The sequence below is a fragment of the Methylobacterium tarhaniae genome (assembly GCF_001043955.1).
Lineage (GTDB): Bacteria > Pseudomonadota > Alphaproteobacteria > Rhizobiales > Beijerinckiaceae > Methylobacterium > Methylobacterium tarhaniae.
The window spans coordinates 1-12,877 of record NZ_LABZ01000173.1 but is presented as its reverse complement, the minus strand read 5'-3'; the positions used below and the strand labels follow the sequence as shown (position 1 = coordinate 12,877).

The 12,877-nt window shown below is 72.6% G+C and carries 14 protein-coding genes and 1 pseudogene; 7 read left to right on the top strand and 8 right to left on the bottom strand.

The window, feature by feature from the left end:
- The 3 genes and pseudogenes from VQ03_RS33910 to VQ03_RS31130 all read left to right on the top strand — a co-directional run.
- A pseudogene (locus VQ03_RS33910) lies at positions 1 to 354 on the top strand (hypothetical protein); the annotation flags it as partial.
- 85 nt (positions 355 to 439) lie between these two features.
- Positions 440 to 1,015 carry a glycoside hydrolase family 108 protein gene (locus VQ03_RS22770; RefSeq protein WP_048453189.1) on the top strand — a complete coding sequence of 192 codons (576 nt, stop codon included), beginning with the start codon at positions 440 to 442 and terminating at the stop codon, positions 1,013 to 1,015.
- 33 nt (positions 1,016 to 1,048) lie between these two features.
- A complete protein-coding gene (locus VQ03_RS31130; protein ID WP_053078702.1) occupies positions 1,049 to 1,318 on the top strand; it encodes a Pam3-gp28 family putative phage holin in 270 nt (89 codons plus the stop codon).
- A 112-nt stretch (positions 1,319 to 1,430) separates the two neighbouring features.
- Here VQ03_RS31130 and VQ03_RS22765 read toward each other — a convergent pair whose 3' ends face one another.
- Positions 1,431 to 2,198, bottom strand: a complete 768-nt coding sequence (locus tag VQ03_RS22765; RefSeq protein ID WP_245292173.1) for a protein-L-isoaspartate O-methyltransferase family protein — start codon at positions 2,196 to 2,198, stop codon at positions 1,431 to 1,433.
- Positions 2,199 to 2,322: 124 nt separating this feature from the next.
- On the opposite strand from VQ03_RS22765, the gene VQ03_RS22760 reads away from it, so the two are divergent.
- Together VQ03_RS22760 and VQ03_RS22755 are read left to right on the top strand one after the other, a co-directional pair.
- Entirely contained in the window at positions 2,323 to 2,850 is a 528-nt protein-coding gene (locus tag VQ03_RS22760) for an RNA polymerase sigma factor (RefSeq protein ID WP_245292172.1), read from the top strand.
- Positions 2,847 to 3,071 carry a hypothetical protein gene (locus tag VQ03_RS22755; RefSeq protein ID WP_048453188.1) on the top strand — a complete coding sequence of 75 codons (225 nt, stop codon included), beginning with the start codon at positions 2,847 to 2,849 and terminating at the stop codon, positions 3,069 to 3,071. The genes VQ03_RS22760 and VQ03_RS22755 overlap by 4 nt, the downstream gene beginning before the upstream one ends.
- Before the next feature lie 16 nt (positions 3,072 to 3,087).
- Here VQ03_RS22755 and VQ03_RS22750 read toward each other — a convergent pair whose 3' ends face one another.
- The gene (locus VQ03_RS22750) at positions 3,088 to 3,978 is read right to left on the bottom strand and encodes a L,D-transpeptidase (protein WP_048453187.1); all 891 of its coding nucleotides are present in this window, start codon (positions 3,976 to 3,978) and stop codon (positions 3,088 to 3,090) included.
- A gap of 330 nt (positions 3,979 to 4,308) precedes the next feature.
- On the opposite strand from VQ03_RS22750, the gene VQ03_RS22745 reads away from it, so the two are divergent.
- Both VQ03_RS22745 and VQ03_RS22740 read left to right on the top strand, forming a co-directional pair.
- On the top strand, positions 4,309 to 4,809 hold the full coding sequence (locus tag VQ03_RS22745) for a Ros/MucR family transcriptional regulator (RefSeq protein WP_048453186.1): 501 nt from the start codon (positions 4,309 to 4,311) through the stop codon (positions 4,807 to 4,809).
- A gap of 120 nt (positions 4,810 to 4,929) precedes the next feature.
- Positions 4,930 to 5,229 carry a GCG_CRPN prefix-to-repeats domain-containing protein gene (locus VQ03_RS22740; protein ID WP_048453185.1) on the top strand — a complete coding sequence of 100 codons (300 nt, stop codon included), beginning with the start codon at positions 4,930 to 4,932 and terminating at the stop codon, positions 5,227 to 5,229.
- A 95-nt stretch (positions 5,230 to 5,324) separates the two neighbouring features.
- Here the strand turns inward: VQ03_RS22740 and VQ03_RS22735 are convergent, their stop codons facing one another.
- From VQ03_RS22735 to hpnA, 6 genes are all read right to left on the bottom strand, one after another.
- The gene (locus VQ03_RS22735) at positions 5,325 to 6,356 is read right to left on the bottom strand and encodes a TIGR03885 family FMN-dependent LLM class oxidoreductase (protein WP_048453184.1); all 1,032 of its coding nucleotides are present in this window, start codon (positions 6,354 to 6,356) and stop codon (positions 5,325 to 5,327) included.
- 72 nt (positions 6,357 to 6,428) lie between these two features.
- Positions 6,429 to 8,468 (bottom strand): squalene--hopene cyclase, encoded by a 2,040-nt coding sequence (shc, locus tag VQ03_RS22730; protein WP_053078701.1) that lies wholly within the window; start codon positions 8,466 to 8,468, stop codon positions 6,429 to 6,431.
- A gap of 77 nt (positions 8,469 to 8,545) precedes the next feature.
- The gene (gene hpnE / locus VQ03_RS22725; protein ID WP_048453191.1) at positions 8,546 to 9,847 is read right to left on the bottom strand and encodes a hydroxysqualene dehydroxylase HpnE; all 1,302 of its coding nucleotides are present in this window, start codon (positions 9,845 to 9,847) and stop codon (positions 8,546 to 8,548) included.
- Positions 9,844 to 10,704 carry a presqualene diphosphate synthase HpnD gene (gene hpnD, locus VQ03_RS22720; protein ID WP_048453182.1) on the bottom strand — a complete coding sequence of 287 codons (861 nt, stop codon included), beginning with the start codon at positions 10,702 to 10,704 and terminating at the stop codon, positions 9,844 to 9,846. Before hpnD ends, hpnE begins: the two co-directional genes overlap by 4 nt.
- Positions 10,701 to 11,585 carry a squalene synthase HpnC gene (gene hpnC / locus VQ03_RS22715; RefSeq protein WP_048453181.1) on the bottom strand — a complete coding sequence of 295 codons (885 nt, stop codon included), beginning with the start codon at positions 11,583 to 11,585 and terminating at the stop codon, positions 10,701 to 10,703. The genes hpnD and hpnC overlap by 4 nt, the downstream gene beginning before the upstream one ends.
- Positions 11,582 to 12,628 carry a hopanoid-associated sugar epimerase gene (gene hpnA / locus VQ03_RS22710; protein WP_048453180.1) on the bottom strand — a complete coding sequence of 349 codons (1,047 nt, stop codon included), beginning with the start codon at positions 12,626 to 12,628 and terminating at the stop codon, positions 11,582 to 11,584. The genes hpnC and hpnA overlap by 4 nt, the downstream gene beginning before the upstream one ends.
- Positions 12,629 to 12,877 lie beyond the last annotated feature (249 nt).

Here is a 12,877-nt window from a genome sequence, read left to right as displayed (position 1 = left end):
GCCGCGGTGAGCGAGCGCGACACGCTGGCGGCGCAGCTCGCCGCGCTCGAACCGGCAGCGCCGGCGGCTGTCCTGCCGGCGGTGTCGGATCGGCAGTTCTTCCAGGCGTTGGCGGCGGCCGGCACCATCAGCCAGGACGCTGCGCTGGCGGCGGTGATGACCGGCACGCTTCCGGCGCGGATCGAGGCTGCGGTGGCGGGCCTGCCCGCGGCGGAGCAGTTCGCCGCCCGGATGCTGTTGTCCGGCGCGACGGCGTTCGAGCGCGGCCACCCGATGGTGGCGCAGCTCGGCGCAGCGCTCGGCTACGATGCGGCAGCCCTGGACGCGCTGTGGCGCCAGGCGGCCGCCCTCTGACCGTCCTCCCCTGACCACGGCTTGATCCGCGGCTGCGCCGATCGGCCGGCGCGCTGCACGACCCCCTGACAATCCGGAGACACTGATGACCGCGACGACGTTCGAGCGGGCGCTTTCGCTTGTCCTGAAGCACGAGGGCGGGTGGTCGGACGACCCCGCCGACCCGGGCGGGGCGACGAACCTCGGGGTGACGATCGGCACGCTGAGCCTGTGGCTCGGCCGGCCGGCGACGAAGGCGGAGGTGCGGGCCCTGGCGCCGTCGAGCGTGGCGCCGCTGTACCGGCGCCGGTTCTGGGACGCGATCCAGGGCGACGCGCTGCCGGCGGGGCTGGATTACGCGCTGTTCGACTTCGCGGTGAACAGCGGGCCGCGCCGCGCGGTGATCGGGCTGCAACGGGCGCTGGCCGTGGCCGATGACGGGCGGCTCGGGCCGGTGACGCTGGCGGCGCTTCAGGGCCGGGACGTGTCGGCGCTGATCGGCGCCCTGAGCGACGGGCGGCTGGCCTTCCTGCGCGCGCTCTCGACCTGGCCGCGCTTCGGCCGCGGCTGGGGCCGGCGGGTCGAGGAGGTGCGCGCCGCCGCGCTCGGATTCCACACCGCTCCCGATCGGGCGGCCTCACGGACCGCCTGCCCCGCCTGCGGCAAAGCCGTCGCGGCTTGACGCGGACATGCCGGCCTTCACCAGGAGCCTCTCATGAACCCGGAACAGCTCACCGCGCTGCTGCGCACCCTGCTGCAGTTCGGCGGCGGCGTCGCCGTCGGGCGCGGCTGGATCGATGCCGATACCGCCGCCACGCTGACCGGCGCGCTGATCACGCTCATCGTCACGGCCTGGGGCCTCTACGCCCGGCGCAACACCGGCCTCGTCGCCGCCGCCGCCGCGGTGCCGGCCGTCAAGGCGATCCTGGCCGATCCGGCGACCGCGCAGGCGGTCCCGAGCCCCAAGGTCCGGCCGCCCGCGTAGCGCCCGGCTCCGGGATGCCGCGATGCGTCGGCCTCCCGGGCCATCGTCGCCGGCTTCGCCCCTCGCGCGGACGAAGCCGGCGCAAAAGCCGGAGCCCGTGCGGTCCCGCCCGTCACCCATAGGCGAGGCACCAGCCCGGCCCGCGCAGCCAGCACCTGTCCTCGGGAATCGTATCCGTGCGCTCGAGACTCCGGACGGAGTCCTGGCCGCCGGCCGCCAAGGCCCGCGCCAGGGCCCGCTCGGCCTCCGGGTCGCGGGCGCCGGCGCACGGATAGATCAGGGTCGGGGACAGGCAGCGTGCTGCGTAATGCCGCGCGTCGCGACGCTCGATCAGGAAGACGGCTCCCCGGGTGACGGGCGTGCCGGGCAACGGTCCCGCCGTGAGGGGCAGGATCAATCGGCCGCCGATCTTCAGCGCGTCGAGCCAAGGTTCGGCCGGGCGCGCCGCGCCGGCATTGACGAGGATGAGGTCGGCCGGGGGCAGCGGCATGGCGGCGCCGTCGCCGGCGACGAGGCGGACCTGCGGCAGCCCGGCCAGCGCCTCGGCTGCGAGAGCCGCGAGTTCGGGCTCGTGCTCGATGCCGAACACGCGCCCCTCCTCGCCGGCGAAGGCGGCGAGGAGAGCCGTGTAGTAGCCGGTCCCCGTGCCGACATGCACCGCACTCATCCCACGGGCCGGCCGGCCCCGGGCGATCAGGCCGGCCAGGAAGGAGGGCTGCCCGTTGTTGAGGTGCCTCTCCGGGCGGATCGCCACCGGCACATCCTGGTAGAGATAGACCGGGTCGTCGTCGGGCGTCGGCAGATAGCCGCCGGACGGGCGGGCCAGGTGCCAGGGACCGGTCGGCAGGAAGCGCTCGCGGGGGATGACTGCCAGTGCCACCTCCAGGGCGCTGCGCAGCCCGGCCTCGTCCGCGGCCGCCGCGTGGGCGACGTGCCGGGCATAGATGTGCCGTGCGATGGCCGCTCGTGCGCATGACGCCGAAGGAGTGCGGACAGGACCGACGATGGAGACGGACGAGGCGGAGCAACGCGACATCGCGGGGGCGATCCGCGGCCTGTCGAGCGTCGAACTCGCGCGCCTGCGGGCGCTCGCCCGGCTGCGGGCGCGCCGGCTTCCCGGCATCGAATGGCCGGACATCCTGCACGAGGCGATCGTGCGGGCGCTCGATGGGACGCGGCGCTGGCCGCCGGGGGTCCCGATCCTGGTCTTCCTGGCCGGTTGCATGCGCTCGATCGAGCACGACCTCCGGCGGCGGCTGGCTCAGGAACGGGCGTGGCGGGAGCAGGACCCGACGGATCGCGAGGGAGCTGATCCCGAGCGGGCGGTCGCCGCCGCGCAGGCGCTCGGCGCGATCGTGGCGCTGTTCTCCGGCGACGAGACCGTGCTGCGGATCATCGAGGGGATGAGCTACGGCTGCTCCGCCGCCGAGATCCGCGCCCGGCACGGCCTGTCCCGGACGGATTACGACACTGCCCGCAAGCGGCTGCGCCGCGCGTTGCTGCGACTCGATTCCGAGGGAGTCCCGCGATGACCCAGTGGCGACCCGACCGCAGCCTCGAGCGCCTGACCGAGGCGCTCGAGGCCGAGATCCTGTCGGCTCCCGAGCCGGAGGTGCGGGCCCTCGTAGCGGAGGCCGCCGCCGAGGCGGAGGCCCTGCGGCAGTTCGTGCTGCAGGCGGTCGACCAGGCCGAGGAGGGGGCCGGCTTGCCGCAGGGGATGACGGGGGGCGTACCGGCCCTGCGGCGGCCTTGATCCTTCGCCCGTACCGTCAGCCCAGCACCACCACCTGCGCGCCCACCGGCACCCGGGCGTAGAGGTCGATCGCATCCTGGTTGATCATCCGGATGCAGCCCGAGGAGACGCTGCGGCCGATGCTCTCAGGCTCGGTGGTGCCGTGGATGCGGTAGAGCGTGTCCTTGTTGTTCTGCCACAGGTAGAGCGCACGGGCGCCGAGCGGGTTGCGCGGGCCGCCCGGCACGCCGAGCCCGCTTTGCAGCTTGGACACGCTGCGGGCCAGGGCCGGCTGGCGGGCGATCATCTCCTTGGGCGGGTACCAGTCCGGCCACGCCTGCTTGGAGTTGATGGTGGCCGCCCCCGACCAGGAGAAGCCCTGGCGACCGACCCCGACCCCGTAGCGGCGCGCCCGGCCGCCCTCCTGGACCAGGTAGAGATGGCGGGCCCGCGGATCGACCACGATCGTGCCGGGCGCGTAGCGGCCGCCATAGGCGACCTCCTGGCGCAGGAAGGACGGGTTGGCCCGGCGCCAGCGGAAGGCCGGGACCGGGAACGGCTCGGTCTCGACGGCCGCATAGGCGCGGGCGAAATCGATCGGTCCGTCATCGACCACGATGGCGGCGTTCGGATCGACGGCGCCCTGCGGCGGCGCCACGGCGCGCCGGCCGCCGCCCCAGAACGAATCCTCCGGCACCTCCGCGGGCGCCGGCTCGCCCCGATAGTACGGGTCCGTGGCCTGGCCCCGCGTGTCGTAGAACGTGCCGTCCTCTGCCGGAACAGGATCACGGGAGCGCCGGCGCCGGACGGGGGCATAGTCCTGGTCGGTCCAGGCTTGGGCGGGGCGCGGCAACACGCCCACCAGCAGCGTCGAGGCAAGGCCGGTGGCCGTGCCGGCGACCAGGAAGCGGCGGTTCTTGTCGGTCATGAGAGGTCTTGAGGATCGTGCAGACAGGAACGGGACGCCGGATGGCGCAATGCAGTAACAGCTAGGGCATTTCCCCCGCGAGGGGAAACCACCACCCACGAAAAAACCGTCAGGACCAACGGGCTAGCACGATATCCGGGTGGGTGTTGCGCCGGCGCCGCCCAGGCTGGGGCGCCTCCGGCGCGACGCCGATTCCTCCGATCAATCGTGTACGATACTTTTTCTATTTTGTATCGCGACCGACGAAATCTGTTGTTACGCATATCCTCTGCGGTTGACGCTCACGACAACACGTGCCCTCTTGAGCTGGTCACTTCGATCTGGTGCGCCATGACCAACGATGACCCCACCCGATCGCTCGATCTGATCGAGCTCGCCGCCGATGTCGTGTCGGCCTATGTGGCGAACAACTCCGTTCCGGCGGCGGAGGTCCCAGGGCTGATCGCAGCGGTCCACACCTCGCTGAGCCAGCTCGGCGCGGCACCCGCGCCGGAACCCGAGAAGGCGACGCCGCCGGTCCCGATCCGCCGGACCGTCACCCCGGATCACATCATCAGCCTCGAGGACGGCAAGCCCTACAAGACGCTCAAGCGTCACTTGGCGGGACGTGGGCTCACCCCCGAACAGTACCGCCAGAAATGGGGCTTGCCGCCGGACTATCCCATGGTCGCCGCCAACTACGCCGCCCAGCGCTCCGAACTCGCCAAGAGTTCCGGCCTCGGGCAGAGCCGGCGCGGCCGCGGCGCGGCGATGCGGGCGGCGGCCGACCCGGTGGTCTCCGGGCCGGCTTCGGAGAAGTCCCCGGAGAAGCCCTCCAGCCGGCGCCGCTGACCCGGCGCGATGAGCGGCAGCCGACCGGCGCGCTCATCGTGCATTCAGGTCGTTAGTTCTTTCCTGGGAGGGCAGGGCGGTCCAAGCGGCTGCCCCTCACTCTCAAGGAGAGATCCCACGATGATGCACGTCAAGGTGCTCGGGATGGCCGCCCTCGTGGCGGGCGGTCTGGGCCTTGCCTCGGCTGCGCAGGCCGCCCCGATCGGCCTCGGCGCAGCGGGCACGCTCGCGCCGGAGACGGGCGTGACGACGGTGGCCGGCGGCTGCGGCCCGGGCTTCTTCCCGAACCGCTTCGGCTATTGCCGTCCGTTCTACGGGCCGCGGCCGTTCTACGGCCCGCGCTACGGCTATTACGGCCCGCGTCCGTATTGGCGGCGTCCGTATTACGGCCCGCCGCGTCGCTTCTATTACGGTTACTGATCCGAAACGCACGACCGAGCGAGGCGCCCGACCGGCCGGTCGGGCGCCTTTTTTGCGTTCCGGGGCCGAAAAATCCGCGAGAGCGCGGCAGGATCCTATCCCGCCCGCGCTGCGGGCTTGCGCCCGAACGGGTCGAACTCGATCACCGGCGCCTTGCGGCCGTGCAAGGTCGGCAGCACCCGTTCGCCGAAAGCGTCGATGAAGGCTGGCTGGCTGCCGCCGACCTGGTGCAGGTCGATGCTGTCGAATCCGAGCGCCGCACAGGCAGCGATGCGCTCGGTCAGGGCCGGAAGGTCGTGGGAGATCAGCACCGCCTCGTGCATGTCCTCGGGGCGCAGATAGCGGGCGGCGGCCTCGAAGTCCGCCGGGCGGGGCAGTTCCCAGGCCACCGCCGCCGGCAGGGCGTTGAAGCGCCACTCGGCATGGGCCTGGTGCAGGGCCTGGGCCGGGTCGGGGGCGTAGCTGAGGTCCATCTTGAGGAAGACCGGCTTGTCGGCGCCGCCATTCTCCCGGAAGGCGTCGACGATCGGCCCCAGGGTCTCGGGGCTGGTGCCGACGGTGAGGAGCCCGTCGGCCCAGGTGCCGAGCCAGGCGGCGGTCTCGACGCTGGTGGCGGCGCCCACGAGGCGGGTCGGGGTCTCGGGCAACGACCACACCTTGGCGTCCACCGCCGTCAGGCGGCCGCGCTGCGTCACGGTCTCGCCGGCCAGCAGCGCCCGCATGATCTCGGCGCCCTCCCGCAGGCGGGCGTTGCGCTCGGCCTTGTCGGGCCATGGCCCGCCGGTGGCGCGCTCGTTCATCGCCTGACCGCTGCCGAGGGCCACCCACGGCACCCGGCCCGGGAACATCTGCCCGAGGGTCGCCACGGCCTGCGCCAGCACCACCGGGTGGTAGCGCCAGCCCCCCGGCACCGAGATGATCCCGAAGGTCAGCCGCTCGGTCGCCTGCAGGGCGGCGCCGAGCCAGGCCCAGGCGAAGCCGGATTCACCCTGGCTCGGCGACCAGGGCTGGAGGTGGTCGGAGGAGAAGGCCCCGTCGAAGCCGGCCTGCTCGGCCCGCTGAGCCAGAGCGAGCAGTGCCCGCGGCGGGCATTGCTCGTGCGAGATGTGGTAGCTGTACAGGGTCATCGCGGGGCTCCCGGCCCGTGAATGCCCGAGCGCCGAGGGTCGTTCCGAGGAAGCGCGGTCACGCCGTGGGGGCTACATCCCCACCGCGACCCGGCGGCTGTTGCCCCGCTGGAGGTTGCGGTAGCGCGCCAGCGCCCAGAGCGGGAAGAACTTCGCGTAGCCGTGATAGCGCAGGTAGAACACCCGCGGGAAGCCGGTGCCGGTGTAGAATTCCTCGCCCCACAGCCCGTCCGGCCCTTGCGTGCGGGCGAGGTAGTTGACCCCGCGCGCCACCGCCGGGTGGTCGGCCTCGCCCGCCGCCATCAGGGCGATCAGCGCCCAGGCCGTCTGCGAGGCGGTGCTCGCCGCCCGCTCGTAGCCGCGATATTCGAGCTTGTAGCTCGCCGCGTCCTCGCCCCAGCCGCCATCCGGGTTCTGGATCGAGACCAGCCACTCCACCGCCTTGCGGACCGGCGCGGAGGCCGGGTCGTGGCCGGCGGCGTTCAGCGCGCAGAGCGCCGACCAGGTGCCGTAGATGTAGTTCATGCCCCAGCGGCCGTACCAGCTGCCGTCCTCCTCCTGGTCGGCGAGCAGGTAGTCGACGGCCCGGGCGAGGGCAGGGCTCGTCTCCTTGGTCTCGCCGAGCTGGGCCAGCATCGAGATGCAGCGGGCCGTGACGTCGGCGGTCGGCGGGTCGAGCAGCGCGCCGTGGTCGGAGAACGGGATGTAGTTCAGGTAGTGGTAGGTGTTGTCGGCATCGAAGGCGGCGAAGCCTCCGTCGCGGCTCTGCAGGCCCTCGATCCACTCGCGGGCACGGGCGATCGACTGGGTGTAGTCCGAGCCGCCCTCGCCGGGGCCGAGGCGGGTCTGCGCCCGGTCCATCGCCATCGCCACCACGGCGGTGTCGTCGAGGTCGGGATAATGGGCGTTGTTGTACTGGAACGCCCAGCCGCCCGGGCGCACATCCGGCTTGCGAGCCGCCCAGTCGCCCTTGATGTCGAGCACCTGGAGGGGCTTGAGCCATTCGAGGGCGGCACGGGCCTGGCGCTCGTTCTCCTGCCCACCGGCCTCCATCAGGGCGTGGGCGGCGAGCGCCGTGTCCCAGACCGGCGAGAGGCACGGCTGGACGTAGGCCTCGTGCTCCTTGACGGTGACGAGCTTCTCCACCGCCGAGCGCGCCGTCGCCACCAGGGGGTGGTCCTCCGGGTAGCCGAGCGCCTCGTACATCAGCACCGAGTTGGCGATGGCCGGGTAGATGGCGCCCAGGCCGTCCTCACCGTTCAGGCGCTCGCTGACGAAGGCCACCGCCTTGTCGATGGCGCGGGCCCGCGGCTTCTTCGGAAAGAAGGGCTCGACCACCCGCAGGATGTCGTCGATCACCGCGAAGACCGGGCGCCAGGGCGAGGATTCCTGGGCGCCGGAAGGCCAGCGCCGGATCCGCTCCGGATCCTGGGTGAACAGCTCGCGCACGCCGATGCCGCGGGGATTCTTGGCCCGGGGCTTCTTCACCTGCAGCACGAAGAGCGGCACCATCACGGTGCGGGCCCAGTAGGACACCTTGTCGAGGTGGAACGGGAACCACCGCGGCAGCAGCATCACCTCGACCGGCATCACCGGCACGGCGCTCCATGGCACCTCGCCGTAGAGGGCGAGCAGGGTGCGGGTGAAGACGTTGGCATGGGCCGCGCCGCCGCGCTGGAGGATCGCCTCCCGGGCCCGGCGCATATGCGGTGCGTCGATCGGATCGCCGATCATCTTGAGGGCGAAGTACGCCTTGACGGTGGCGCTGATGTCGAGAGGGCCCTCATGCACCAGGGCCCAGCCGTGGTGCAGCGGGCTCTGCGTCCGGCGCAGGTAGACGGCGATCTTCTCCTCCAGCTCCCGCGGCGGGATCGACGCGCGGAAGTGGTGGTAGAGGATGTATTCGGACGGGATGGTGGCGTCCGCCTCGAGTTCGAAGCACCAGTGCCCGTCGGCATGCGCCAGCTGCGTCAGCGCCCGGGACGCCGCCGACACCCGCCGCTCGACCTCGTCGAGGGTGATGTCCTGCGTGCTCTTGCGTTGCAGCGTCTCGACCTTGCCCACGGTATCTCTGCCTTCCTCTGGTGAGGGCGGCTCCGCCCCGCCGCCCATGATGCCATCCCGACTTGTTTTCGCGGCGCACAAAACGCCGCGCACGCCCACGCTGTTCCCGAAACAGGGTCCCCGCGTCAAGCAGCTCCGCGCAACGCAGCGTTGCTGCCGGCGCGAGCGCCGGAACGGTTACCAACCAGAACCTGCGCCGCCATCGCCCCGGAGCGGATCGCACCCTCGATGGTCGAGGGCAGCCCGGTCGCGGTCCAGTCTCCGGCGAGCGCCAGGTTTTCGATGTGCGTGCGCGCACCCGGTCGGCGCGCCGTCTCGGTCGGCGTCGCCGCGAAGGTGGCACGCTTCTCCTTGACGATCTGCCAACGCGGCAGAGGCTCGCCGGCGAACCCCGAGAGGCGCGAGACCTCGTCCCAGATCGTGCGGGCGAGATCCTCGCGGGGCACGTCGAGCAGACGGTCGGCGCCGCTGATCGTCACCGAGAGCCGGTCGGGATAGGAGAACAGCCACTCGGTCACGCCGCCGACGACGCCCAGCAGCAGCGGTGCCCCCGGCTTCGGGGCAAGCGCGAAATGGGCGTTGACGATCGAGCGATGGCTCTCCGGCACGCTCAGACCCGGCATCAGGTCGGCGGCGACCCAGGCGGGCAGCGCCAGCACCGCCGCATCCTCGGGCCCGACTTCTTCCGCCCCGTCCGAGAAGTCGAGCCGGGTCAGGCGCCCGCCCGCGATCCCGAGCGACCGCAGGCGCCGCCCGAAGCGCACCTCGGCACCGGCCCCCGCCAGAGCCGTCAGGGCCGGATCGACGAAGGCCGCCGACAGCCCCTCGACAGCGACCAGCGGCCGGCAGGCCCGGCCGCCGGCGCCGAGCGTCTCCCGCAGGATGGTGGCGGCGAGGCCCGCATCGCTCTCCTGCGGCTCGGTGTTGAGGGCGGCGAGCAGCACCGGGCGCCAGAGCCGGTCCCACAGCAGCCCCTCGCAGGCCATGCTCTCGCCGATCGTCGCGGAGCGCGTCGCGCCGCGGAAGATGCCGAGCGGGGCGAGGTAGTCGCGGGCGCGGCTGCCCGGGACCCGGCGGCGGGCATCGAGCACCCACCAGGGAAGCCGCCCGGCATTCGGCCGCAGCGTCCAGCGTTCGCCCGTGGCGAGGTCGGCGAAGGCGAAGGCCGCCTCGTCGGGCCCGGCGAGCACGCCGTCCGGCGCGCCGGCCAGCTTCAGGAAGTCGAGCGAGTCACGGTTTCCCGAGAGCAGCAGGTGGTTGCCGTTGTCGATCGTCAGCCCGAGAGCCGGATCGAAATAGGAGCGGCAGCGCCCGCCGGCCTGCTTGGCCGCCTCGTGCACCACGACGCGCCGGCCGGCCTTGGCGAGGCGCAGGGCCGCGGAGAGGCCGGCGAGGCCGGCACCGATGACGTGAACCGTACCCATCAGACGATCGCGTGGCGCAGGAGGACGCCAACCAGTGCGAGCTTGCCGGGCTTCACCCGCGTGCGGGGCGCCGCCCAGCCGCGCTTGCGCAGGCCGACGAGGATCAGGTGGTAGGCCGCCCCCATGATCCGGGGCGCCTTGGTGGCCCGGCGGGGTTCGCGATTCATGATCGCCCAGGCGGCATCGTAATGCGCTTGCGCCTCGTCCAGGAGCCGGGCGCAGACTTCCGCGAGGCGCGGATGGGCGAGCGCCGATTCCGGCGTGGGCCGGGTCAGCCCGATCGCCGCCAGCGGCTCGGCCGGCAGGTAGAGCCGGCCGCGCTCGGCATCCTCGTCGATGTCGCGCAGGATGTTGGTGAGCTGCAGCGCCCGGCCGAGATGGTGGGCGAGCCTGATGCCGGGCTCCTCGGCCAAGCCGAAGATCCGGACCGAGAGCCGGCCGACGGCGCTCGCCACCCGGTCGCAATAGAGGTCGAGGGTGGCGGAATCGGGGGCGACGATGTCGGCCTCGGCATCCATCGCCATGCCGTCGATCACCGCCTGGAAATCCTCGCGCCGCAGCCCGAACTGCCGCACCGGGCCGACGAGGGCCTGCGTCCGCGGCACCGGGCGGCCGGCATAGAGGGCGTCGATATCGGCGCGCCAGCGGTCGAGCTCGGCCGCGCGGACCTCGCGGGCGCCGCCATCGTCGGCGACGTCGTCGACGGCGCGGCAGAAGGCGTAGACCGCGTACATCGCGTCGCGCTGCTCGGCCGGCAGCAGCCGCATGGCGGTGTAGAACGACGAGCCGGCGGCCGGCAGGGCCGGGGCCTCGGCGGGCGCCTCGGGTTGGGAGGCGGATTGGGAGGCGAGGGCGGTCACGGGCGGGCTCCCCGCAGGGCCGGATGGAGATGGCGGCGGAACGGCCGCCGGGCAAGCGTCGTGGCGGCGGCCCCGAGCGCGGTCAGCGCGAAGGCGGCCTTGCCGTGATGGACCTTCTCGCTCAGCGGGTCACGCACGAGGAGGCCGCGGGCGAGCAGCACCGCGAGGCGGTGGATCGCCGCGATCTCCAGGCTAAGCCGCGTGTCGTCGATCAGGTCAGGCAGGGGCCGGCCCTCCTCGAGGAGGTCGAGGCAGCGTTGCGCCAGGTCCTTGATCACGGCGCGGAGCGCCGGCGTCGCGCGCTCGGCGCCCAGATCCTCGATGCGGGCGCCGTGCTTCTCCAGGATGTCCCGCGGCAGGTAGACCCGATCGACGTTGCGAAAGTCCTTGCCGCAATCCTGCAGGTGGTTGATCACCTGAAGCGCGGTGCAGATCGCGTCCGAGGTCGCCCAGGTCCGGCCCGGATCCTCGCCATGGACGTCGAGGACGAAGCGGCCGACCGGCACCGCCGAGTAGCGGCAGTAATGCGCCAGCTCGTCCCAATTCTCGTAGCGCGTCTTGTGCGCGTCCATCCGGAACGCGTCGAGCAGTTCGAGCGCGTGGCGCGGCGGCAGCCCGCGCTCGGCGAGCGAGCGGCGCAAGGGGGCGGCTTCCGGGTCGTCGGGCCCCTGGCCGGTCAGCGCGTCGGCGAGGCGATCGAGGAGCGCGATCTTCCGCTCCGGCGACAGGCCGGCATTGTCGGCGACGTCGTCGCCGGCCCGGACATAGTAGTAGAAGTCCAGGATCGGGCCGCGATGGCGCGGATGGATCAGGTGCGAGGCGACCGGGAAGTTCTCGTCGCGGTGCCCCTTGCCGGAGCGCGCCTCGGTGACGGTTGTCATCGGATGTATCCCGCCTGACGGAACCAGGCGACGGCGTCGGACAGGCCGTCGCGATAGGGCCGGGCCGCGTAGCCGAGCTCGGCCCGCGCCTTGGCGTCGGAGAAGAACATCCGGTAGCGCGACATCCGGATGCCGTCGATCGTGGCGAGCGGCGCCTTGCCGGTGATCCGGGCAGCCAGCTCGGACACGAAGGCCACCGGATAGACCGCCGCCCGGGGCAGCCGCACGGTCGGGGGCTTTCGCCCGACGAGGCCGGCGATGTCGGCGAGCATGCGGGACAGGAGCACGTCCTCGCCGCCTAGGATGTAGCGCTCGCCGACGCGGCCCTTGTGCAGGGCCAGCAGGTGGCCCTTCGCCACGTCGTCGACATGGACGAGGTTCAAGCCCGTATCGACGAAGGCCGGCATCTTGCCGTTCGCCGCCTCGACGATGATCCGCCCGGTCGGGGTCGGCTTGACGTCGCGCGGGCCGATCGGGGTCGAGGGGTTGACGATCACCGCCGGCAGGCCGTCGCGGGCGACCATCTCCTCGACCACCCGCTCGGCCACCACCTTGCTGCGCTTGTAGGCGCCGATGGCGGTCTCCGGGGTCAATGGCCGGGTCTCGTCGGCGGGCGTGCCGTCGTCGTGCGGCTTGATGGTGGCGACGCTCGACGTGTAGACCACCCGCTCGACTTTCGCCTCCAGAGCCGCCCGCATCAGGGCCCGGGTGCCCTCGCGGTTGGTGCGCACGATCTCTTCCGGGTCCGGCGCCCAGAGCCGGTAATCCGCCGCCGCATGGACGAGGTAGCGCATGCCGCGCATCCCGGCGGCGGCCGCCTCGGGGTCGCGCATGTCGCCCTCGACGATCTCGACGTCGGGCCAGGTCAGGTTGGTGCGCGGGCTGGTGGCGCGCACCAGCACCCGCACCGGGAAGCCGGCGGCGCGGAACACGTCGACCAGGGCCGGGCCGAGGAAGCCGCTGGCGCCGGTGATCAGCACCGGGCCAGCCTCGAATCCGGGGCCGGACGGGGTGGACGCGGTGCGGTGCTGGGCCTCGGTCATGCGTTCCTTCTCGGCGGCTCGGGCCGCGGGCCCGCTCTTCCGACAGTGACATCAATTCGGGAAGCCGGGCCGCTTCTGCCAGCCCGGCGCCAGGCCTGCAAGGCAGGCCCCATCGATCGCGGGCGAGCGTGCCGCCCGCGCATCAGCATCCTGCATCCGGGACGATCCCGTCCCGGCCACGGATCTCAGGCGAGGCGGAGGCGCGCAGCCCGCTCGGCCGCCGGCTCGCGGGCCGGCAGGGTGTCTTCG

Excerpts from the sequence above, each read along its gene's own strand:
- VQ03_RS22770 (WP_048453189.1), top strand. The coding sequence starts at position 440 with ATGACCGCGACGACGTTCGAGCGGGCGCTTTCGCTTGTCCTGAAGCAC.
- VQ03_RS31130 (WP_053078702.1), top strand. The coding sequence starts at position 1,049 with ATGAACCCGGAACAGCTCACCGCGCTGCTGCGCACCCTGCTGCAGTTC.
- VQ03_RS22760 (WP_245292172.1), top strand. The coding sequence starts at position 2,323 with ATGGAGACGGACGAGGCGGAGCAACGCGACATCGCGGGGGCGATCCGC.
- VQ03_RS22755 (WP_048453188.1), top strand. The coding sequence starts at position 2,847 with ATGACCCAGTGGCGACCCGACCGCAGCCTCGAGCGCCTGACCGAGGCG.
- VQ03_RS22750 (WP_048453187.1), bottom strand. The coding sequence starts at position 3,978 with ATGACCGACAAGAACCGCCGCTTCCTGGTCGCCGGCACGGCCACCGGC.
- VQ03_RS22745 (WP_048453186.1), top strand. The coding sequence starts at position 4,309 with ATGACCAACGATGACCCCACCCGATCGCTCGATCTGATCGAGCTCGCC.
- VQ03_RS22740 (WP_048453185.1), top strand. The coding sequence starts at position 4,930 with ATGATGCACGTCAAGGTGCTCGGGATGGCCGCCCTCGTGGCGGGCGGT.
- VQ03_RS22735 (WP_048453184.1), bottom strand. The coding sequence starts at position 6,356 with ATGACCCTGTACAGCTACCACATCTCGCACGAGCAATGCCCGCCGCGG.
- shc (WP_053078701.1), bottom strand. The coding sequence starts at position 8,468 with ATGGGCGGCGGGGCGGAGCCGCCCTCACCAGAGGAAGGCAGAGATACC.
- hpnC (WP_048453181.1), bottom strand. The coding sequence starts at position 11,585 with ATGACAACCGTCACCGAGGCGCGCTCCGGCAAGGGGCACCGCGACGAG.
- hpnA (WP_048453180.1), bottom strand. The coding sequence starts at position 12,628 with ATGACCGAGGCCCAGCACCGCACCGCGTCCACCCCGTCCGGCCCCGGA.